The following is a 21,778-nucleotide window of genomic DNA, read 5'->3' on the forward strand; positions in this document are numbered from 1 at the left end:
AGTACAAGGACGTACAATGGGTTTGATAAAACCGACGCACCGCCAGATTGGCGCACACTACGAAAATCTGGCCAGGCGCCATCTTGAACGCGCTGGGTTGGTGTTTGTAACTGCAAATGCAGCCTGTCGTGGCGGTGAACTAGACCTTGTCATGCGCGATAAACAAACCTGGGTGTTTGTTGAAGTGCGATACCGGCGCAATGCCAATTTCGGCGGCGCAGCGGCGAGTGTGACATACCTTAAACAGCAGCGCCTATTGCGCGCCGCAGCCTTCTGGCTTGCGCAACATGATGCAAGCTTTGACACATCATCTTGCCGTTTTGATGTTTTAGCCATCACTGGCAGCCAGATAGAATGGTTGCCAGATGCATTCAATGCGCAAGGATAGTATCAAAACTGATGGACGCGCAGCGGAGCTTTCCTGCGTGCCAACACCTTTGACTGACGAGAAAACAACGTGCTGGAAAGAATCAAAGCCTGCTTTACCGAAAGTATCCAAACTCAGATAGCAGCAGCGGAAGCCTTGCCTGATGCTATATCGAGAGCCGCGATGACGCTGGTCCAATCGCTGCTCAACGGCAATAAGATCCTTTGCTGTGGGAACGGAACCTCGGCTGCAAACGCTCAGCATTTTGCCGCTTGTCTGATAAATCGCTTTGAGACTGAACGTCCGAGCCTTCCTGCAATCTCACTCTCTGCAGATAACGTTGTTTTGACCGCCATCGCGAACGATCGCCTGCATGAAGAGATTTATGCCAAGCAGGTTCGTGCTTTAGGCCAGGCAGGTGACGTTTTGCTGGCCATTTCGACTCGTGGTAACAGTCGTGATATTGTCAAAGCGGTAGAAGCAGCAGTGACACGGGATATGACTATCGTTGCTCTTACCGGCTATGACGGCGGCGAGCTGGCAGGACTTTTGGGCACGCATGACGTGGAGATCCGCATCCCTTCTCACCGCAGCGCGCGCATTCAAGAAATGCATATGCTTACCGTTAATTGCCTCTGTGACTTGATAGATAACACGCTATTCCCACACCAGGACGATTAAGGAGATCCAATGAAGGCAAGTTACCTCTTTGCTGTAGTGCTTAGCGCCCTCTTGTTACAAGGCTGTGTGGCCGCCGCAGTAGTCGGTGCCGCAGGTGTAGCCACCAAGACGGGCACAGACCCACGCACCGTGGGGACTCAGGTTGATGACACCACGCTAGAGGCGCGCGTTTCAAACGCCATCAGTGCCAACAAGGATTTAAAAGACAAAGCGCGTATCGTAGCCACGGCGTATTCCGGCAAAGTGTTGCTGACCGGCCAGGCTCCGACTGCCGATATGGCTAACACCGCTAAACAGCTGACCATGAAAGTGGACGGCGCAACAGATGTGTATAGCGAAATTCGACTCGGTACCCCGGTCAGTCTGGGCACGGCGTCGGCGGACACTTGGATAACCACCAAAGTCCGTTCGCAGCTGTTAACCAGCGATCAGGTGAAATCTTCCAACGTTAAAGTGACCACCGAGAATGGCGAAGTCTTCTTGCTGGGTCTGGTGACGCAGGAAGAAGGACAGGCGGCGGCTAAGATTGCCGCTGGCGTCAGTGGGGTGAAACACGTCACTACGGCCTTTACCTACGTGAAATAACACGCTGATACCATCGGCAGTGATACAAAAAAAAGGACAGCCAGTGCGGCTGTCCTTTTTATTTTATTGCCGATGAGCATGACCCAAGATGCAAAAGAAGCTAATGCAGCTTGTGCTCTTGCAGGAAGTTATCGCCACCCAGCTGGCTCATCTGTCTGAGGATCCACTGCTGTCGGCGAAGCACATAAGCCGAAGGGGCATTCACTTTAAAAGTGTGAGGATTCGGCAACACGGCAGCAAGCAGTGCCGCCTGCGAAGCCGTGAGTTTACTGGCCGGTTTGTGGAAGAAGTGCTGCGCTGCCTCTTCTACGCCAAAGATGCCGTCGCCAAACTCGACAATATTGAGGTATACCGTCAAAATGCGACGCTTGCTCCAAACCGTTTCAATGCCGACCGTGAGTCCCGCCTCCAGCCCTTTTCGCACCCAGCTACGACCGTCCCATAAAAAAAGATTTTTCGCCGTTTGCTGCGAAAGCGTTGAGGCACCGCGAACATTGGCGTCTTCATCTTCATTGTGCGTCAGCGCCGCCTGAATAGCACCCACGTCAAAGCCCCAATGTTCAGGAAACTTCTGATCTTCGCCCGCCATCACCGCCAGCGCCATGGGTGAAGAAATTTCACTCATCGGTACCCAGTCCGAGTGAGACACATAGCCAAAATCGCCACTCAGCCAAGCAGAAAGCTGTCTTTCAACCATCACAGCAGAAAAAGGAACCGGTAAAAACGAAAAAAATACAATCCCAGCTAACCAAATGCCGAGTAAAGCAATTACTGCTCTTTTTACCCAGATAAATGGCCGATAAAAAAGACTCTTTTTAAACTTTTTGCTCATTCAATACAATCCATGACACATCTGACCATCTTATCAATAACCACAGTAACCACATGTCTAGGGCTAGCATTAAGCCCGCCTGTCATGCTAACAATGCGGATATCGTGTCCGAAATTGGGGTTATTTGCGGCATAATCTATGGTTGCCACGCCCATTGCATCAATATGTTCCGAATTTTATTCATAATTTTCACTCCAGACTGTCGGCGCTGACGTCAACAGCGCCGAATGAGTAAAGGTGACGAACGGCGAAAATCAATTGATTTGCGTTTCTAATGAATCGGACTCAAAAATGTAAAAATTATTTATCAATTTAGGCCGCAGTCAAACGCAAAATTAATCCGCTATACCAAAAATGCAGGACAATTTATCACCGATTTTCCGGCTTAATTCTCATAGCATAACTTATCGTAATGCGTGAAATAATTTCACTTAAAGCCACAACTATCGGCTTAGGGAAAAGTGAATCCAATTAAGCATCAAAAAATTCATATAAACCATTAATTACAGTATGTTGCATCAAGAGGAATCCTCTCGGGCTGCTAAAAACAGGCATTTTCAGCGCATAATCTGAGTGAATATGACCTCATCAAACATTGAAGTCACTTTAAAAGCATACCTGCCGACTAGTACACTTCCTTGCCAGATCCCTCTTCTGCAAAATTAACTGCGATTAACGCTTGAACTTTTGTATAGACAAAGATTAATCTACATCACAGTTTTTAATGATTCTCGTAACAGATTCGCTGATATTTGTTATGTTGAGTACACAAAGTTGTATTACACTTATACATCTGATTTACCAAGACCTGCGAATAATTACCCTTAGTATAACAATACGCGGGTTACCGATTTCCCTGGTGTTGGCGCAGTATTCGCGCACCCCGGCCTAGGCTGGGGTTATTTTTTTTCAGCTTCCGCCGTCCACTCAAGCAACGTTTGCACGTCATTGCGCCATTCGAGCTTCAACTCATCAATCCAATCCTGAACGTTGTCCCACCACGCCGGTAATGAAGGCGTTTGAATCTGTTGCGCAAGCTGTTGCAGGTGTTTTAATCCTACCGACCCCGCTGCCCCTTTGATTTTGTGCGCCTCTTCAGCAATGCCCGCCTGATCGCGCGCCGTCATATTTGAATCCAGCACGTCAAGATAGCCGGGCATCATCTGCAAAAACATATCGGCACTCTGATGGATAAGCCCCGGCCCCACCAGCTCCATGTACTGTTCAAGCATCGGAATATCGAGCAAAGTCTCATTACTTTTCAATTCTGGATCCTCCTGAAGGGTTAATTCTTCTTCATCCTGGTGATCCCAGAACTGCTGGATCATCGCGGTAAGCGCCGGAACTGACAGCGGCTTGCTGAGCACGTCATCAATGCCTGCATCGAGATATTCTTTTTTATCTTTCAGCACATTGGCGGTCAAGGCAACCAGCGGCGGCAGAGACTTGGCGTCATACTTTTCACGCAGTATTCGCGCGACATCCAACCCGGTCATGTCAGGCAGCTGAATATCGAGCAGCACCAGATCAAACTCATGAGGAACAAACATCTCCAGCGCATCGTGGCCGGTCATTGCCACCTCAACGCTGCTGCCGAGCTTTTCAAGCACAGAGCGAGCGACGATAACGTTAAGTTCAATGTCTTCAACCAGCAGGATATTCAACGCCGGAAGCGGCAGAATGTCATCTTCATCGATCTCTTTTTCCGGTTCGTCGAGCGAAGGCGCACTGACGGTGAGCGTAAAGCAGGAGCCTTTCCCTGGCTCGCTGCTGACCGTGATATCACCGCCCATGCTTTGCGCCAGACGTTTTGACACCGCCAGTCCGATGCCGGTGCCGGTCGCGGGTTTGCCGCCGTTCTGATCCTTGACCTGATAATACATGGCAAAGATTTTATCCTGCTCGTCCTGCGGAATGCCCATGCCGGAATCCTGCACTTCAAAGCACAAGTGGTCACCGCTGTCGTGATGCACCCGCACCACAATCTCGCCCTTGTGGGTAAACTTCACGGCGTTGCCAATCAGGTTCCACAAAATTTGACGCAGGCGTGTGCCGTCGGTAATCAGCGTTTGCGGCAGCGGGATATCCGGCTGCATCACAAAATTCAGTCCCTTCGGCTGCACCAGCAGGCCGGTAAGGTTTTCCAGATCAGAGAGGAAATCGGTAAAATTGAGCGGATTATTGTCGAGCTGCACTTTGCGGCGCTCGAGTTTGTCCATTTCGATGATGTCGTTAAAAATGTTACCTAGCGTGATGGCGCTAACGTGAATAGTTTTCAAATAATTGTGCTGCTCACCGTTTAACTCGGTGTCGAGCAGAATACGGCTCAGGCCCACGATGCCGTTAAGCGGCGTACGAAGCTCGTGACTGATCGTAGAGATAAATGTAGTTTTCTCTCTACTCGCGTTCTCTAACGCGTCCTGATAGCGCTTACGCTCGGTTATATCGCGTCCAAAGCCCATTAAGCCGTGACGTTTGCCGATTCGGTCATAAAACGGCACTTTACGCAGCTCGAAGCACGCCTTGCGACCGTCGGGATACACAAGCCACTGTTCGTAGGTCAACGCGACGTTGTGACGGAATACCTTCTCGTCGGTTTCAATGACTTTTTCGGCAATATCTGGGGTATAGACGTCGTTTGGCGTCAGCCCAATCAACTGCTTCTCACTCAGGCCGGTCAGCAGCTCCATAGCGCGGTTGCAGCCGGAGAACTCTTTGTCTTCATTGCGGTAATAAACCAGGTCCGGCGAGGCATCAAGGAAAGAGCGTAACAGCGCCGACTGTTGACTCAGTTCGATTTGTGCCTGTTCGCGATGCTGCATTTCGAGTTTGAGTTTGTCGACCACCGCCAGACGCGCCTCTTCGGCTTTAATACGGTCGGTAATTTCCTGATTGAGCTGGGCAATATTCTCGGTAAGTTGTTCATTTAATTTTAAATCACGGTGGCGCATCTCTTCGAGTTTATCAACCAGACGCGTCAGGCGTTGGCGCGACTCTTCAAGTTGTTCCACAACCACCGACAGGAAATAGACCGCCCACGGCGTAATTATCAGGCCGAAAAAGATTGAACGTACGACGTCAATGCTTTCAACCTGACCGCGCAGCAGCATCGTCACGGCCATTTGCACAATCATTGCCAGTACGACCAGCGCCGAAGCAAGCAACAGCGAAAAACGGACCAGCCCGAGCTTAACCATCAGGTCGACGTAGTACTGAGCGAGTAATCTGATTTGCTTCATAGCCTTTCCTTGATAAAAACCATCTTTCACCGAGAGATCCCCGAATAAAGTCTTGTCAAATCATACCGCAAATAACGGCTGGATGAGCTTTTTAGCGCCATTTTTTCAAACCTGCACCTTGGGTGAACGCCCGATGGTGCAACGAATCAAAAGGGGGTCATATTGACTAATTTTGGCTTATGGATTAAAAATAGCGCCCCGCCTGAAATTCCCAAGGCCACGCCTTGAAAGGCTTTTATTTTTCCTTGATTTCCCTCTCGGCTCAAAATACCCAAACGCAAAGAATAACTATTCAGTATTACTGCAAATAAAGTCACTCTTGGGAGTATGAATAATTCTTATTATCCGACGCCTATTAGCACATTATTACGCTATGATTAAAAACAGCGATAAAGCACACATCAGGCATAATTCGCAGGATAAAACGCTGGCAAACCACCCCGCCCTAGCATGGTGCACAGATTTCGACCTTGCACTACAGTGAGACAGCTCACACTTCCCTCCGAGCTCCACACTGTTAATATGGCTTCTAAAAAACAACTTATTAATTATAAATCATAAGGTTAAATTGAAAAAAGTTCATTTTAGCCCTGCGTCAACCGATATTTGACCTACCCGCGCTTTCTCGCTAAGTTGGAAGTCCGCTGGAAGCACTCTTTATCAGTTAAAAATCGATGAGCAAACAACTCGTCATATTTATGCAGTAATTGAAGACTCCCTCATTAAAACAAGTCATATACCACTTGTGAGAACCGTCACGAGGGGCCACTGACGGAGGATGTCAGCCATAAACCGCACCATAAGAGTGCGTTAAAACGCTGAATCCCCCGTGAGAAAGCTCCCTCGCAGTAGGTGTGAGAGTCTCGCAGAGCCTGGGGAGGTTCACGTTATGTTGTATGATGCATCCCATGAGAAGGATAACTGTGGTTTTGGCCTGATCGCCCATATTGAAGGTGAACCTAGCCATAAGGTCGTCCGCACGGCCATTCACGGACTGGCACGTATGCAACACCGTGGCGCAATTCTTTCTGACGGAAAGACTGGCGACGGTTGCGGCCTGTCATTGCAAAAACCGGATCGTTTCTTCCGGATGATCGCCGAAGAGCGCGGCTGGCGCTTGGCGAAAAACTACGCCGTGGGCATGATCTTCCTCAACAACGATGACGAACGCGCGGCAGAAAGCCGCCGCATTATCGAAGAAGAAATCCTGAACGAAACGCTGTCGGTTGTCGGCTGGCGTGATGTCCCGACGAACCCGGACGTTCTCGGCTCGATTGCGCTCTCCTCCATGCCGCGTATCGAACAAATTTTTATCAACGCGCCTGCCGGTTGGCGTCCGCGTGATATGGAGCGCCGCCTGTATATGGCGCGCCGCCGCATTGAAAAACGCATTGGCGAGTGTGAAAACCCGGACAAAGAGTTTTACGTCTGTAGCTTCTCCAACGCGGTCAATATCTATAAAGGCCTGTGCATGCCGATAGACTTGCCGCGCTTTTATCTTGACCTGGCAGACCTGCGTCTGGAATCGGCCATTTGCCTGTTCCACCAGCGCTTCTCTACCAACACCGTTCCACGCTGGCCACTGGCGCAGCCGTTCCGCTATCTGGCGCACAACGGTGAAATCAACACCATCACCGGCAACCGCCAGTGGGCCCGCGCGCGAGCCTACAAATTTAAAACCCCACTTATCCCAGATCTGCAGGACGCGTCGCCGTTTGTTAATGAAACCGGCTCGGACTCCAGCTCGTTGGACAACATGCTGGAGCTGTTCCTTGCCGGCGGTATGGACCTGCTGCGCGCCATGCGTTTGCTGGTGCCACCGGCCTGGCAGCAGAACCCGGACATGGACCAGGACCTGCGCGCGTTCTTCGACTTCAACTCCATGCACATGGAGCCGTGGGACGGCCCTGCGGGCATCGTGATGTCCGACGGTCGCTACGCCGCCTGTAACCTTGACCGTAACGGCCTGCGCCCTGCGCGCTATGTGATAACCAAAGATAAACTGATCACCTGCGCCTCTGAAGTCGGTATTTGGGATTACCAGCCGGATGAAGTGGTTGAAAAAGGCCGCGTTGGCCCGGGCGAACTGATGGTTATCGACACCCGCAGCGGCAAGATCCACCACTCCTCCGAAACGGATAACGATCTGAAAGGTCGTCATCCTTACAAAGAGTGGATGGAGAAAAACGTTCAGCGGCTGGTGCCGTTCGAAGACCTGCCTGACGATCAGGTCGGCAAGCGCGAGCTGGATGATTCATTGCTGGAAACTTACCAGAAACAATTCGGCTACAGCAGCGAAGAGCTGGATTCAATCCTGCGCGTGCTGGGTGAGAACGGTCAGGAAGCCGTCGGTTCGATGGGCGATGATACGCCGTTCGCCGTACTGTCCAGCCGTCCACGCGTGATTTATGACTACTTCCGCCAGCAGTTTGCGCAGGTCACCAACCCGCCAATCGATCCGCTGCGTGAAGCACACGTCATGTCACTGGCGACCAGCATTGGCCGTGAAATGAACGTGTTCTGCGAGGCCGAAGGTCAGGCACACCGTCTGAGCTTTAAATCGCCGACCCTGCTTTACTCCGACTTTACTCAGTTGACCACGCTCGACAGCAAGTACTACCGCGCCGAGACACTGGACCTGACCTATGATCCAACCGAAATGGATATGGAGCAGTTTGTTCAGAAGCTGTGTGACGAAGGCGAGCGTAAAGTGCGTGAAGGTGCCGTGTTGCTGGTGCTGTCAGACCGTAATATTGCGCCAAATCGCCTGCCGCTGCCTGCGCCTATGGCCGTGGGTGCGCTGCAATACCGCCTGGTCGAGAAGAGTCTGCGCTGTGACGCCAACATTATTGTTGAAACAGCCAGCGCCCGTGACCCGCACCACTTTGCCGTGCTACTCGGCTTCGGTGCGACCGCCGTTTACCCTTATCTGGCCTATGAAACGCTGGCCAAAATGGTTGACGCCAACGTCATCGATAAAAATTACCGCGAAGTGATGCTGAACTACCGCAACGGCATCAACAAAGGCCTGTACAAGATCATGTCCAAAATGGGCATCTCGACTATTGCCTCTTACCGCTGTGCGCGTCTGTTTGAAGCCGTAGGTTTGCATAAAGATCTGAGCAACGTCTGCTTCCCTGGCGTGGTCAGCCGCATCGGCGGCGCCAGCTACAGCGACTTCCAGATGGATCTACAAAACCTGTCTAAACGCGCTTGGCTGAAACGCAAGACGCTGGACAACGGCGGTCTGCTGAAATACATGCACGACGGTGAATATCACGCTTACAACCCTGATGTGGTCCAAACGCTGCAGACGGCGGTTAACAGCGGTGATTACGACGATTATAAAAAGTACGCCAAGCTGGTAAACGAGCGTCCGGCGTCCATGCTGCGCGATATGCTGAAAATCACCCCTAAAGGTGAGCCGATCCCCGTTGATCAGGTTGAGCCGGCCGAAGGCCTGTATACCCGTTTCGACTCGGCGGCGATGTCTATTGGCGCACTGAGTCCGGAAGCACACGAATCCTTGGCTGAAGCGATGAACAGCATCGGCGGGCGTTCCAACTCCGGTGAAGGCGGTGAAGATCCTGCGCGCTACGGCACCAATAAAGTGTCGCGGATCAAGCAGGTTGCTTCGGGTCGCTTTGGTGTCACCCCGGCTTACCTGGTTAACGCCGACGTGATTCAGATAAAAGTGGCCCAGGGTGCTAAACCGGGCGAAGGCGGCCAGTTGCCGGGTGATAAAGTCACTCCATACATCGCCAAGCTGCGCTATTCAGTGCCGGGCGTGACGCTGATTTCGCCTCCGCCACACCATGACATCTACTCAATCGAAGACTTGGCACAGCTAATCTTCGACTTGAAACAGGTGAACCCTAAGGCGATGATTTCCGTCAAGCTGGTTTCCGAACCGGGCGTTGGCACTATCGCCACCGGCGTGGCAAAAGCCTATGCCGATCTTATTACCATTTCCGGCTATGACGGCGGCACCGGCGCAAGCCCGCTGTCTTCAGTGAAATATGCGGGTAGCCCGTGGGAACTGGGTCTGGTTGAAACACAGCAGGCGTTGGTGGCTAACGGCCTGCGCCACAAGATTCGCCTGCAGGTTGATGGCGGCCTAAAAACCGGTGTAGACATTGTTAAAGCCGCAATTTTGGGTGCAGAAAGCTTCGGCTTTGGTACCGGCCCGATGGTCGCGCTGGGTTGTAAATATCTGCGTATTTGTCATCTGAACAACTGCGCAACCGGTGTAGCCACTCAGGACGAAAAACTGCGTCGCAACCACTACCACGGCCTGCCTGAGCGCGTGACGAACTACTTCAAGTTTATCACTCAGGAAACCCGCGAAATCATGGCAGAGCTGGGTGTCAGCCAGTTAGTTGACCTGATTGGTCGTACCGATCTGCTGGTTGAGCTTGACGGTTTCACGGCAAAACAGAACAAACTGGACCTGTCTCCTCTGCTGGTCACGGCAACGCCACATCCGGGCAAAGCCGTTTACTGCACGGAGAGCAATCCGTCGTTCGATAAAGGTCAGTTGAACAAAGACATTCTCGAGCAGGCTGCGCCACACATTGAAGCCAGACAAAGTAAGGCGTTCTATTTCGACATTCGCAACACTGACCGCTCAGTGGGTGCGCTGCTGTCAGGTGCCATTGCCGAGAAACACGGTGACCAAGGGATGTCGGCCGATCCGGTTCGCATCAACTTTAACGGCACCGCAGGTCAGAGCTTTGGCGTGTGGAATGCGGGCGGCGTTGATTTAATGCTGACCGGCGACGCCAACGACTACGTGGGCAAAGGCATGGCCGGCGGACGCATCGCTATCCGTCCTCCGATTGGTTCGGCCTTCCGCAGCCACGAAGCCAGCATTGTCGGCAACACCTGCTTGTACGGCGCAACCGGCGGCAAGATGTTTGCAGCAGGCCGCGCGGGTGAGCGTTTTGCAGTTCGTAACTCCGGCGCAATCACCGTGGTTGAAGGCATTGGCGATAACGGCTGTGAATACATGACCGGCGGCATCGTCTGCGTGCTGGGCCGTACAGGCGTTAACTTCGGGGCAGGTATGACCGGTGGTTTTGCTTACGTTCTCGACGAAGACGGCGAGTTCCGCAAGCGCGTCAACCCTGAGCTGGTCGAAGTGCTCGAGGTTGAAGATTTGGCAATCCATGAAGAGCATCTGCGCGGTTTAATCACCGAGCACGTACAGTTGACCGCGTCGACCCGTGGTGAAGAGATTTTGGCGAACTGGCCTGAATGGGCGCCTAAATTTGCCCTGGTAAAACCAAAGTCCAGTGATGTTAAAGCATTGTTGGGTCACCGTAGTCGTTCCGCAGCCGAGCTGCGGGTACAAGCGCAGTAAGAGGTTAAGATGAGTCAAAACGTTTATCAATTTGTCGACTTACAGCGTGTTGATCCGCCAAAGAAGCCGCTTAAGATCCGTAAAATTGAGTTTGTGGAAATTTACGAGCCGTTCTCGGCCACTCAGGCGGCATCGCAGGCAGACCGCTGTCTGTCCTGTGGTAACCCTTACTGCGAGTGGAAATGCCCGGTGCATAACTACATCCCTAACTGGCTGAAACTGGCCAATGAGGGGCGCATTATGGAAGCCGCAGACCTTGCGCACCAGACCAACAGTCTGCCAGAAGTCTGTGGGCGCGTTTGTCCGCAGGATCGCCTGTGCGAAGGTTCATGTACTTTGAACGACGAGTTTGGTGCCGTGACCATCGGCAACATTGAGCGCTATATCAATGATAAAGCGATTGAGATGGGTTGGCGTCCGAATATGTCGCACGTGCACCCTACCGGCAAGCGTGTGGCCATTATCGGCGCAGGTCCGGCAGGCCTTGCCTGTGCCGACGTACTGACCCGCAACGGCGTGAAGGCGGTAGTCTTTGACCGTCATCCGGAAATCGGCGGTCTGCTGACCTTCGGCATTCCTTCGTTCAAGCTGGAAAAATCAGTGATGACTAAGCGTCGCGAAATCTTCACCGAAATGGGTATCGAGTTCAAACTCAATATCGAAGTCGGTAAAGACGTGACCATGGACGCGCTGCTGGCCGAATACGACGCGGTATTCCTCGGCGTGGGCACTTATCAGTCGATGCGTGGTGGGCTAGAAAATGAAGATGCGCCGGGTGTTTACGACGCTCTGCCGTTCCTGATTGCCAACACCAAGCAGCTGATGAAATTTGAAGCACAGCCGCACGAGCCTTACGTCAGCATGGAGCACAAGCGCGTCGTGGTTCTGGGCGGCGGTGATACGGCGATGGACTGTGTGCGCACTTCAATTCGCCAAGGTGCGACGGAAGTAACCTGTGCCTATCGTCGTGACGAAGAAAATATGCCTGGCTCACGCCGTGAAGTGAAGAATGCCCGCGAGGAAGGCGTTGAGTTTAAATTCAACCTGCAGCCGCTGAGCATTGAGCTTAACGATTCTGGCCGCGTATCCGGCGTCAGAATGGCACGTACCGAGTTGGGTGCACCTGATGCACACGGCCGTCGTCGCGCCGAAATCGTTGCCGGTTCCGAACACGTGATGGACGCTGACGCCGTGGTGATGGCGTTTGGTTTCCGTCCGCACAAGATGGAATGGTTGGCCGCTCACGACGTTGAGCTAGACAGTCAGGGCCGCATTGTGGCGCCAGAAGGCAGTGACAACGCGTTCCAGACCAGCAACCCGAAAATCTTCGCCGGTGGCGATGCAGTTCGTGGGTCTGACCTGGTTGTTACCGCGATTGCAGAAGGCCGTAAAGCCGCTGATGGCATTATGTGCTTCCTGGAAGTCTAAGATTTAGCCGAGGCCAGATGTGAAAAGAGACCGCAATGCGGTCTCTTTTTTTTAGGGTGCGGTGAGTCATCTTGCTTTAGGTGAAGTTTATTTCACAACCCGCAGGGCAGGACGTCCGCCGCGAGGCGGCGTAGGTGGCTCATCGTCACCGTCTTCAGCGTTATCAGGCAGATCGCCGTCAATTACTGACATCGTCGGTTCGGTAGTTTGGTCTTCGAGCGTCTCGAAAGCGCCTTCACCGTCTAAAGCAGGTTCTGGCTCGAACATAGTACCTGCGCCGTTTTCACGTGCGTAGATAGCCAGCACAGCGGCGATCGGCACGAAGACTTCGCGCGGTACGCCGCCAAAACGCGCGTTGAAACGCACATCAGCATTGCCCAGTTCAAGACCGCCCACTGCACGCGGTGCAATGTTCAGAACGATTTGGCCATCGCGAGCGAATTCCATCGGCACGCTCACACCCGGTTGGGTAACATCAACCACCAGGTGCGGCGTCAGCTGGTTATCAAGCAACCAGTCATAAAAGGCGCGCAGCAGGAACGGACGGCGAGGAGACATGTCTGTCATCTCCATAACTTAACCCCGAGCACCGTTCAAACGCATTTCGCGCTCTGGCTCAGTCAGAGACGCCAGGAATGCATCACGCTCAAATACGCGCGTCATATAGCCTTTCAGTTCTTTAGAACCGGCACCAGACAGCTCAATACCCAGTTCGGTTAAGCGCCACAGTAACGGAGCCAAATAGCAATCCACCAGGCTGAACTCTTCGCTCTTGAAGTAAGGCATGTAAGAGAAGATTGGCGCGATAGCCAACAGCTCTTCACGCAGCTGTTTGCGTGCAGCGTCTGCTTCAGCGGCAGAACCCTGCTCAATTTGGCGCAGCAGCGAGTACCAGTCGTTTTCGATGCGATGCATCATCAGACGGCTCTCACCGCGGGCAACCGGATAAACCGGCATCAGCGGTGGATGCGGGAAGCGCTCATCGAGGTATTCCATGATGATGCGGGATTCAAAAAGGGTCAGCTCACGATCGACCAACGTAGGCACAGTGCGGTACGGGTTGAGGTCAATAAGATCCTGTGGCAGGTTACCCATTTCTACCTGCTCTATCTCGACACTCACACCTTTTTCCGCCAGTACGATACGTACTTGATGGCTAAAAATGTCGGTCGGGCCAGAAAACAGCGTCATTACCGAACGTTTGTTGGCAGCGACAGCCATGAAAACCTCCAAGTTTATCTAGAATTATACTGCGAATAGCCACTATCAGGCTGCTATCCTGAATAATCGTGCCCATCGAAGTTCGGGCACATCTCACCTGTAACCCACAGTTTCGTAGATAAGCCAAAGCGGGGGAACACAGCCAGCAAATTCAGCAAGGTTCACAGCTCGGCGAACAGGCGCAAAAGTGTGTGATAGTTTACCAGATTTTGGTCGTTCTGTGGGGATGTCGGCAAGGATTTCGTGGGGAAATGTGTTTCAGGGAGCAATTAGCCGCGAAAAACAAGGCTCTTTGGACAAAATTTCGGCGTTTTTCACTTAATATGGACGAAAAAAAACCCGGTACAAGACCGGGTTTTTGTCGCGTTGTGCCTGATTGAAACCGAAGTTGCAATCCACTGCCGAAGCAGGGGGCAAATTAACGCTTGGAGAACTGAGGACGACGACGTGCTTTACGCAGACCGACTTTCTTACGTTCAACCTGACGAGCATCGCGAGTAACGAAGCCTGCTTTACGCAGTTCGCCACGCAGATTTTCGTCATATACCATCAGTGCACGGGTGATACCGTGACGGATAGCACCAGCTTGACCAGAGATACCACCACCTTTAACAGTGATGTACAGGTCAAATTTCTCAACCATGCCGACCAGTTCCAGAGGTTGACGAACTACCATGCGGGCAGTTTCACGACCAAAGTACTGTTCCAGGCTGCGCTGGTTAATTACGATGTTACCGCTACCCGGTTTGATGAAAACGCGAGCTGCGGAGCTTTTGCGGCGACCAGTGCCGTAGTATTGATTTTCAGCCATTGCCTATAATCCCGATTAAATGTCAAGAACTTGCGGTTGCTGTGCCGCATGAGTGTGCTCATTGCCCGCGTAAACTTTAAGTTTACGGTACATTGCACGACCCAACGGACCCTTCGGCAGCATGCCTTTAACCGCGAGCTCAATCACACGCTCAGGACGGCGAGCAATCATCTCTTCAAAGGTCGCTTGTTTGATACCACCGATGTGGCCGGTGTGATGGTAATAAATCTTGTCGTTACGCTTGTTGCCGGTTACAGCAACTTTTTCTGCGTTCAGAACGATGATGTAATCACCAGTATCAACGTGCGGAGTGTATTCCGCTTTATGCTTGCCACGCAGACGGCGAGCCAGTTCAGTGGCCAGGCGACCTAAGGTCTTGCCGCTTGCGTCAACTACGAACCAGTCACGCTGTACTGTTTCCGGTTTAGCTGTAAAAGTTTTCATTAAAAGCTTACCCAATTTAAGTTACACGTTGGCGAACACCCAAACGCCTATATGTTTTATAAACTACATTTTTTCAAACACAGTTTACAAAATAAGTATTGGAGGTTCACACGACCATCAGTCCAGCAAACCTACCCCTTCGAATAGCCATTGCCGGCACTATAAAGTTTCGGGAAAAAAACTTTGTTGTAACGTGGGGTCGCAAGATTATAGAGAACTCCCCAACAAAAATCGAACCCTTTTTTGGAAAAAGCTTAAGTTTTTTGGATTCGCAAGGGTTGCGAAGATATGTAATGATTGCTCACTTGTTAGACACCCTCAAGGAAGATGTTCGCGAGCCAAGTATTCTTCACTCTGCATTTCCTGTAAACGGGACAGGCAGCGCTGGTATTCGAACTTCAGGCGTTCACCGCGATAAATCTCGTACATCGGCACTTCAGCCGAGACGACCAGCTTAACGTGACGCTCATAGAACTCGTCCACCAGCGCCAGGAAACGTCGTGCAGCATTTTCCTGATCGGCGTTCATCACCGGTACGTTGTGCAGCAGCACGCTGTGATAGAGCTTCGACAGTGCAATATAGTCAAGCTGGCTGCGCGCCTCTTCACACAAGGTGTGGAACTCAACGGCCAATACGCCGTCTGCCGACGCGAGCGCCTTCAGCGGACGATGATTGACCTGCAGCACCCCTTGTTCACCCGCTTTGCCCGCCAGCTTGCCGAACATCTGTTGCATCGGCGCGTCGAGGTCCGAGAGTGTCTGCCCTGCCTCCGGGGTAAGCCAAAGATTGGCCTGCGTCAGCGTGCGTAGGCGATAGTCGATGCCCGCGTCCACATTCATCACGTCACAAAATTGATTAATAAGCGCAATCGCCGGCAGGAAACGCGCGCGCTGCAAGCCGTTACGATAAAGATTGTCAGGCGGAATGTTCGAGGTAGCCACCAGCGTGATGCCACGGGCAAACAGCGCCTGCAGCAGGGTCGCGAGGAGCATCGCATCGGTAATATCCGAGACAAAAAATTCGTCAAAGCACAGCACGTCCGTCTCTTGCTTAAAACGATCGGCGATCACCTCAAGCGGATCCGACTGTCCCTGCAGCGCCGTGAGGTCTTCATGAACGCGCAGCATAAAGCGGTGGAAGTGCAGGCGCATCTTGCGCTCACCCGGCAAACTGTGGAAAAACATGTCCATCAGCCAGGTTTTACCGCGCCCCACGCCGCCCCACATATAAAGGCCCTGCACCGGACGAATCGCACTCTTGCTTGGCCCCTTTTTGAACAGACGGCCTAACCAGCCGCCGTTTTCAGGTAATTCCGCTGGTTTTTTCGCTACCAATTCCTGATAAATAGCATCAAGACGTGTCACAGCCTGTTTTTGAACGGCATCCGGTTGGAACTCTCCGGCATCAAGTGCAGTCTGATAAGAGGTAAGCGGTGTTTTTGGTTGCATGATAATGAACGGTCCCTGCAAAAATATTTTCAGTGATTGATGGCGCTCTTTTCATGGCCTTTAACGCAGATTTTTCCACTATTTCGCGGCTTTTAACGCACTTGCAGCAGGATTTGACCCCAACCGAGGTTGCGAAAGTTGCCACAGGATTCCACTAACTCTTGGTTAACGGTTATAGTGGTGTTCTGTTTGACGTAAAGCTTGCCATGTAAAAGTTTTGTTTAAAAAGATTGGTGAGAAAGTTACGCCAAAAAGCCCTACAGGACAATGTTGTCAATAATAGGAGTTATTATGACCTGGGAGTATGCGCTCATTGGATTAGTGGTCGGTATCGCCATCGGTGCGGTAGCGATGCGCTTTGGCAATCGTAAATTACGCGATCAGCAAGTGATGCAAAACGAGATAGACAAGAGTAAAGCCGAGCTGGAAGAGTATCGCCAGGAGCTGGTCGGTCACTTTGCCCGCAGCGCCGAACTGCTCGATAATATGGCAACAGACTACCGCCAGCTTTATCAGCACATGGCGAAAGGCTCTAACAACCTGTTGCCGGACTTGCCAATACAGGACAACCCGTTCAACTACCGTCTGACCGGCTCTGAAGCCGACAATGATCAGGCTCCAGTTGAAATGCCTCGCGATTATTCCGACGGCGCTTCAGGCCTGTTACGTGGTGGAGACCGTCCACACCGCAAATAACAGCGTCAAGCCAGTGGCATCCGTCACTGGCTCCTTTTTGGCACGTCATCTGCAGTCATTCTCGGGGAGTGGTCCAAATGAAGAAAAAATCATTTTTACTCAGTGCACTGGCTATTAGCCTTGGATTAAGCTTCTCGTCTTTTCAGGTCGCCAATGCCGCCCTGCCGGTTGCCGTTGAAGGTCAGCAGTTACCAAGCCTGGCGCCGATGCTGCAAAAAGTGTTGCCGGGCGTGGTCAGCGTTCAGGTTTCAGGCACTCAGCCCCCAACTGACCAGGTTCCACCGCAGTTTAAATTCTTTTTCGGCCCTGATGCCCCAACTCAGAAACAGGACGGTCAGAAATTTGAAGGCCTCGGTTCTGGGGTAATTATCGATGCAGCCAAAGGCTATGTACTGACCAACAACCATGTAGTCAGCAATGCCGATAAAATTACCGTACAAATTAATGATGGCCGCGAATACGATGCCAAGCTGATTGGTAAAGACGACCAGTCAGACATTGCTATTATCCAGCTTAAAGATGCCAAAAACCTGACGCAAATCCCGATGGCCGACTCCGACAAACTGCGCGTAGGCGATTTTGCTGTCGCCGTGGGCAACCCATTTGGTCTGGGTCAAACGGTGACCTCCGGTATTATTTCAGCGCTGGGCCGCAGTGGTTTAAACCTTGAAGGCCTAGAAAACTTTATTCAGACCGATGCCTCTATTAATCGCGGAAACTCCGGCGGTGCACTGCTTAATCTCAACGGTGAGCTGATCGGCATCAATACCGCGATTCTCTCCTCGCAGGGCGGCAGCATGGGGATCGGCTTTGCCATTCCTATCAACATGGCCAAAAACCTCAGTAAGCAGCTGATTGAATTTGGTCAGGTTAAACGCGGACTGCTCGGGATCCGCGGCAGTGAAATGACTGCTGACCTGGCGACCGCCTTTAAGCTCGACAGCCAGCGCGGCGCATTCGTTAATGAAGTGCTGCCAGACTCTGCCGCCGCCAAGGCCGGTATCAAATCGGGCGACGTGATTATTACCCTCGACGGGCAACCCTTAAGCAGCTTCGCCGAACTGCGTGCCAAAGTGGGTACTGCCGGTCCGGGTGTCACCATGAAACTCGGCGTGCTTCGCGGTGGCAAAGCGATTGACGTGAACGTCACGCTGGATAAAAGCCCCGACGTTGCCGTGGCGCTCGAGAAAATAAATCCGGCACTCACCGGGGCCATTCTTAGCGACGTTGATGCTAAAACCGGTAAAGGCGTGCAGGTCGATGAAGTGCAGAAAGGATCACCCGCCGATCAGGTTGGCTTCCAGCAGGGCGACGTTATCGTAGGCATAAACCGTGAGCCTATCGATAATCTGGCAGCATTACGCAAAGTGCTTGAGTCCAAACCCGATCTGATTGCCATTAGCGTGGTCCGTAAGGGGCAGAGTCTCTATTTGTTGATGCCATAACACAATTTGGGCGTAGCTATAGACTACGCCCAAACAACTCATGCTATTCTGCTTACACATTTTCATTCGCATCCCATAAACTCCATGTTTGTTAAGTTATTGAGATCTGCCCTCATCGGTCTTATCGTCGCCGCTATTTTACTTGCGACAGTACCGAAGCTGCGCAAAACGATAGTCGAACCTATATTCGAACAGGACTTCACCTCTCATAGCGAGCAACCCGCCAGCTATAACGAAGGAGTGCGCCTCGCTGCGCCTGCCGTTGTGAACGTCTACAACCGCAATATGGGCGACTCTTCGCAAAACGAATTACAGATCCGCACTCTGGGGTCTGGCGTTATCATGAATGACAAAGGCTATATTCTTACCAATAAGCACGTCATTAATAACGCCGATCAAATTATTGTTGCCCTGCAGGACGGACGCGTTTTCGATGCGTTGCTCGTCGGCTCTGATAGTCTGACGGACCTCGCAGTACTCAAAATTGACGCCACCAATCTGCCGGTCATACCGCTTAATGCCAAACGCGTTCCGCGCGTGGGCGACGTGGTGATGGCAATTGGCAATCCGTTTAATATCGGGCAAACCGTCACGCAGGGCATTATTAGCGCCACAGGCCGAATAGGGTTGAGCCCTTCAGGACGCCAGAACTTCTTGCAAACCGATGCTTCCATCAATCAGGGCAACTCGGGCGGCGCGCTGGTGAACTCACTGGGAGAACTGGTGGGTATCAATACCCTGTCCTTTGACCAAAGCAACGACGGTGCCACGCCAGAAGGCATTGGCTTCGCCATTCCAACAGCACTGGCAACCAAAGTGATGGGCAAGCTTATTCGCGACGGACGTGTCATTCGTGGTTACATTGGCATCGCCGGACGTGAAGTCTCTCCGCTGCATGGCCCAACCGCCAATGTCGATCATCTGCAGGGTATTGTGGTGAATGAAGTCACCCCTAACGGTCCGGCCGCCAACGCGGGCATACAGGTGAAAGATGTGATCATTAGCGTGAATAATAAACCGGCCATTTCGGCAATCGAAACCATGGACCAGGTCGCCGAAGTTCGACCCGGCTCAGTGATCCCGGTGGAGATAAACCGCAACGGCAAGAAAATCAGCCTTGAAGTCACCGTTCAAGAGTATCCAGAGCACTAAGGCGGCGGATATACCGACCTGAAGTCATTAAAAAGCCGGAAAGGTTACGCCTTCCGGCTTTTTTTATTTTTGAACAAAGAGACGATGACCCCGTAAAAGAAACTCGCGGCCAAGATTGAATTGAGTGCAGGCACGCCCCAATCGATTGTAAAACCCACAATACTGCCCACAATGCAGCTGAAGATAGCGGTCCATCCAATGCGCAGCGTGTTGGTGCATTGTGGGAGTTCGCCCATCAGGCGGCTAATGTAAAGCTGCTTCCTGCTGGTCTTTAGAACAAAATAATCCACTAACATCACGCCTAGCAACGGTGGAAAAACCACACCCAGTAGAGTCAGAAAATCAACGAAGCGGTCTAAAATTCCTGCGAAGGAGAGCGCAGTTCCCAAACAACCTAGGGTTAAAGTGATAGCCGAAAAATTTACTTTTTTACCCGTTATTGCCGAGAATGAGTTGGCGATACCAAGAGATGATGAATAAAGATTGATATCGTTGACACGAAGGGTGGAGAAAACTACCACTAGAAGGCCTATATCCCCCGCCGTCTCGGCCATGATGCTCACCACGTCTGCACTGTTAACTGCTCTTGCCAATAAGATCGCCAAACCGTTGATCACAAACTCGCCGATAATAATCGAAATAATTGTCATCCAAAAAACGTGTCTTCCGTTTTTAGAATAACGGCTCATATCGGGTGTGATCAGACTGGCAACAATACAACCTCCCACTACCATCGTAATGCCCGCAGCGAGAGACATTGGAGGGCCTGACGGCAAAGCATTGACGAGTTCTCCACTATTGTGTCCGGTGAGTATAAGGATTGAAACGATAACAATAACGGCAATAAATAGCGGAACGGCTATGCGTGCGGTGAACCTCAGGGCTTTAAATCCAAAGGCGACCAACACGGTGAGGAACAGGCCCGAGAGGGTGGCAGACCACGCAAAACCAAACCTGTCATTCAGCGCATAGTTCAGCCCTTTCGCGAAAACGGCATTTTGTACGCCAAACCACCCCAATAGACTGACGGCGATGACCAAACTGACAAACAACGAACCCACGCGCCCAAAGCCGCACCATCTAGACAAGAGACTACTAGAGAGCCCTTCTTTCATGCCTGCATAACCCAACGCAAACGTCACAATTCCAAAAATGACGCTACCCGCGAAAATAGCGATAAAGGCATTGTTCAGAGTCATAGAGTGCCCCAACACTGCGCCCAGCATGAATTGGTCCAATGCGGTCAACATACCGGCATGAACCAGTGTAACGCTTAGAAAAGAGAGCCTTGCCATATCGGGTACACGGCTTATTGGATAATTTTCTATTATGCTCATTTCAATGCCGAGATTTATAAATACTGAACGCCTTTAGTTAATAAAGACTCTGGAATATAACTATCAAGTCCAATGCTTTTACAAAAATCCTTTAGTTGATGCATAGAATGCACATCTACTTTTTGATAAATAATATTCAATCTGCTTTCAATTGTTCTAGGCGATACATTAAGTATCTTGGCCATATCCTTACAGGTAAGGTTTTGCATCAACAAGAAAATCACCTGGAGTTCCTTATCTCCGAATAGCGCAATGGGAGGCTCACTTGTTAATACCGAGGGTTTAGCTTGGTTAATATAAATTAAAGATGAATGAGGTTTAACTTTTTTTGCATTCCATAACGTCCCTATACATTGGCCACGTTTATTAAAAAGGGGTATTTTATCACTAATATAAGGTGATAATGACGAACTACCGTTCCAATAATGTGTTTCGATGACAGACACACGACGAAACGCACTGGCAGTGAGTCTGTCATGTTCCTGTAACTCTTCGCATAACTCACTCCATAGCGCTGGAAACTCACAGTCCATTTTTCCTTCAATAGTAAAATCCAAAGGAGTATTTGTATAGTGACGAGCTGCTCCATTCATATAAACATGCAATGATAAAATATCTTTTATGCCCCAAGGCTCATCAAGAAATTTTATCATTGTGATTGTATTTTCAATCACATCTTGACTATCAACGATGCTTAAAATGCCACTCAAATACATACACTCCAAATAT

General features: G+C 51.3%; 17 protein-coding genes. 8 read left to right on the forward strand and 9 right to left on the reverse strand.

Features of this window, described 5'->3' with window-relative positions; genetic code table 11:
• Window positions 1-16: 16 nt before the first annotated feature.
• From BS639_RS10880 to dolP, 3 genes are all read left to right on the forward strand, one after another.
• Entirely contained in the window at window positions 17-388 is a 372-nt protein-coding gene (locus BS639_RS10880) for a YraN family protein (protein ID WP_084983093.1), read from the forward strand.
• A 69-nt stretch (window positions 389-457) separates the two neighbouring features.
• Complete coding sequence (diaA, locus tag BS639_RS10885) at window positions 458-1,048, forward strand: DnaA initiator-associating protein DiaA (protein WP_026110499.1); 591 nt, start codon at window positions 458-460, stop codon at window positions 1,046-1,048.
• A 9-nt stretch (window positions 1,049-1,057) separates the two neighbouring features.
• Window positions 1,058-1,633 (forward strand): division/outer membrane stress-associated lipid-binding lipoprotein, encoded by a 576-nt coding sequence (gene dolP / locus BS639_RS10890; RefSeq protein ID WP_084983094.1) that lies wholly within the window; start codon window positions 1,058-1,060, stop codon window positions 1,631-1,633.
• A gap of 100 nt (window positions 1,634-1,733) precedes the next feature.
• On the opposite strand, the gene mtgA is transcribed toward dolP, so the two are convergent.
• Window positions 1,734-2,465 (reverse strand): monofunctional biosynthetic peptidoglycan transglycosylase, encoded by a 732-nt coding sequence (mtgA, locus tag BS639_RS10895; RefSeq protein ID WP_055774477.1) that lies wholly within the window; start codon window positions 2,463-2,465, stop codon window positions 1,734-1,736.
• Window positions 2,466-3,364: 899 nt separating this feature from the next.
• On the reverse strand, window positions 3,365-5,704 hold the full coding sequence (arcB, locus tag BS639_RS10900; RefSeq protein WP_084983095.1) for an aerobic respiration two-component sensor histidine kinase ArcB: 2,340 nt from the start codon (window positions 5,702-5,704) through the stop codon (window positions 3,365-3,367).
• Between the two features lie 889 nt (window positions 5,705-6,593).
• Here arcB and gltB point away from each other — a divergent pair.
• Together gltB and BS639_RS10910 are read left to right on the forward strand one after the other, a co-directional pair.
• A complete protein-coding gene (gltB, locus tag BS639_RS10905; protein WP_055774471.1) occupies window positions 6,594-11,066 on the forward strand; it encodes a glutamate synthase large subunit in 4,473 nt (1,490 codons plus the stop codon).
• A 9-nt stretch (window positions 11,067-11,075) separates the two neighbouring features.
• Window positions 11,076-12,494: a glutamate synthase small subunit gene (locus tag BS639_RS10910; RefSeq protein ID WP_055774468.1), complete on the forward strand. Its 1,419-nt coding sequence runs from the start codon at window positions 11,076-11,078 to the stop codon at window positions 12,492-12,494.
• An 87-nt stretch (window positions 12,495-12,581) separates the two neighbouring features.
• Here BS639_RS10910 and sspB read toward each other — a convergent pair whose 3' ends face one another.
• The 5 genes from sspB to zapE all read right to left on the reverse strand — a co-directional run bounded on the left by sspB (window position 12,582) and on the right by zapE (window position 16,419).
• Window positions 12,582-13,067: a ClpXP protease specificity-enhancing factor gene (sspB, locus tag BS639_RS10915; protein ID WP_084983096.1), complete on the reverse strand. Its 486-nt coding sequence runs from the start codon at window positions 13,065-13,067 to the stop codon at window positions 12,582-12,584.
• Window positions 13,068-13,070: 3 nt separating this feature from the next.
• Entirely contained in the window at window positions 13,071-13,715 is a 645-nt protein-coding gene (gene sspA, locus BS639_RS10920) for a stringent starvation protein SspA (protein WP_055774462.1), read from the reverse strand.
• A gap of 418 nt (window positions 13,716-14,133) precedes the next feature.
• Window positions 14,134-14,526 carry a 30S ribosomal protein S9 gene (gene rpsI, locus BS639_RS10925; RefSeq protein WP_055774459.1) on the reverse strand — a complete coding sequence of 131 codons (393 nt, stop codon included), beginning with the start codon at window positions 14,524-14,526 and terminating at the stop codon, window positions 14,134-14,136.
• Window positions 14,527-14,541: 15 nt separating this feature from the next.
• Window positions 14,542-14,970 carry a 50S ribosomal protein L13 gene (gene rplM / locus BS639_RS10930; RefSeq protein ID WP_009634857.1) on the reverse strand — a complete coding sequence of 143 codons (429 nt, stop codon included), beginning with the start codon at window positions 14,968-14,970 and terminating at the stop codon, window positions 14,542-14,544.
• Between the two features lie 318 nt (window positions 14,971-15,288).
• The gene (gene zapE, locus BS639_RS10940) at window positions 15,289-16,419 is read right to left on the reverse strand and encodes a cell division protein ZapE (protein ID WP_084983097.1); all 1,131 of its coding nucleotides are present in this window, start codon (window positions 16,417-16,419) and stop codon (window positions 15,289-15,291) included.
• Window positions 16,420-16,710: 291 nt separating this feature from the next.
• On the opposite strand from zapE, the gene zapG reads away from it, so the two are divergent.
• The 3 genes from zapG to degS all read left to right on the forward strand — a co-directional run bounded on the left by zapG (window position 16,711) and on the right by degS (window position 19,712).
• Window positions 16,711-17,115, forward strand: coding sequence for a Z-ring associated protein ZapG (gene zapG / locus BS639_RS10945; protein WP_084983098.1), 405 nt, complete (start codon window positions 16,711-16,713; stop codon window positions 17,113-17,115).
• Window positions 17,116-17,192: 77 nt separating this feature from the next.
• Window positions 17,193-18,560 carry a serine endoprotease DegQ gene (degQ, locus tag BS639_RS10950; protein ID WP_084983099.1) on the forward strand — a complete coding sequence of 456 codons (1,368 nt, stop codon included), beginning with the start codon at window positions 17,193-17,195 and terminating at the stop codon, window positions 18,558-18,560.
• Between the two features lie 84 nt (window positions 18,561-18,644).
• A complete protein-coding gene (gene degS / locus BS639_RS10955; RefSeq protein ID WP_055774447.1) occupies window positions 18,645-19,712 on the forward strand; it encodes an outer membrane-stress sensor serine endopeptidase DegS in 1,068 nt (355 codons plus the stop codon).
• 44 nt (window positions 19,713-19,756) lie between these two features.
• Here degS and BS639_RS10960 read toward each other — a convergent pair whose 3' ends face one another.
• Together BS639_RS10960 and BS639_RS10965 are read right to left on the reverse strand one after the other, a co-directional pair.
• Window positions 19,757-21,049: a purine-cytosine permease family protein gene (locus BS639_RS10960; protein ID WP_084983100.1), complete on the reverse strand. Its 1,293-nt coding sequence runs from the start codon at window positions 21,047-21,049 to the stop codon at window positions 19,757-19,759.
• Window positions 21,050-21,063: 14 nt separating this feature from the next.
• Window positions 21,064-21,765 (reverse strand): helix-turn-helix transcriptional regulator, encoded by a 702-nt coding sequence (locus tag BS639_RS10965; RefSeq protein ID WP_084983101.1) that lies wholly within the window; start codon window positions 21,763-21,765, stop codon window positions 21,064-21,066.
• Window positions 21,766-21,778 lie beyond the last annotated feature (13 nt).

Source organism: Rouxiella silvae, from assembly GCF_002093625.1.
GTDB lineage: Bacteria > Pseudomonadota > Gammaproteobacteria > Enterobacterales > Enterobacteriaceae > Rouxiella > Rouxiella silvae.

Bases quoted from the DNA above. Each gene is read 5' to 3' on its own strand.
- BS639_RS10880 (WP_084983093.1), top strand. From the start codon at position 17: ATGGGTTTGATAAAACCGACGCACCGCCAGATTGGCGCACACTACGAA.
- dolP (WP_084983094.1), top strand. From the start codon at position 1,058: ATGAAGGCAAGTTACCTCTTTGCTGTAGTGCTTAGCGCCCTCTTGTTA.
- mtgA (WP_055774477.1), bottom strand. From the start codon at position 2,465: ATGAGCAAAAAGTTTAAAAAGAGTCTTTTTTATCGGCCATTTATCTGG.
- arcB (WP_084983095.1), bottom strand. From the start codon at position 5,704: ATGAAGCAAATCAGATTACTCGCTCAGTACTACGTCGACCTGATGGTT.
- gltB (WP_055774471.1), top strand. From the start codon at position 6,594: ATGTTGTATGATGCATCCCATGAGAAGGATAACTGTGGTTTTGGCCTG.
- BS639_RS10910 (WP_055774468.1), top strand. From the start codon at position 11,076: ATGAGTCAAAACGTTTATCAATTTGTCGACTTACAGCGTGTTGATCCG.
- sspB (WP_084983096.1), bottom strand. From the start codon at position 13,067: ATGGAGATGACAGACATGTCTCCTCGCCGTCCGTTCCTGCTGCGCGCC.
- sspA (WP_055774462.1), bottom strand. From the start codon at position 13,715: ATGGCTGTCGCTGCCAACAAACGTTCGGTAATGACGCTGTTTTCTGGC.
- rpsI (WP_055774459.1), bottom strand. From the start codon at position 14,526: ATGGCTGAAAATCAATACTACGGCACTGGTCGCCGCAAAAGCTCCGCA.
- rplM (WP_009634857.1), bottom strand. From the start codon at position 14,970: ATGAAAACTTTTACAGCTAAACCGGAAACAGTACAGCGTGACTGGTTC.
- zapE (WP_084983097.1), bottom strand. From the start codon at position 16,419: ATGCAACCAAAAACACCGCTTACCTCTTATCAGACTGCACTTGATGCC.
- zapG (WP_084983098.1), top strand. From the start codon at position 16,711: ATGACCTGGGAGTATGCGCTCATTGGATTAGTGGTCGGTATCGCCATC.
- degQ (WP_084983099.1), top strand. From the start codon at position 17,193: ATGAAGAAAAAATCATTTTTACTCAGTGCACTGGCTATTAGCCTTGGA.
- degS (WP_055774447.1), top strand. From the start codon at position 18,645: ATGTTTGTTAAGTTATTGAGATCTGCCCTCATCGGTCTTATCGTCGCC.
- BS639_RS10960 (WP_084983100.1), bottom strand. From the start codon at position 21,049: ATGAGCATAATAGAAAATTATCCAATAAGCCGTGTACCCGATATGGCA.
- BS639_RS10965 (WP_084983101.1), bottom strand. From the start codon at position 21,765: ATGTATTTGAGTGGCATTTTAAGCATCGTTGATAGTCAAGATGTGATT.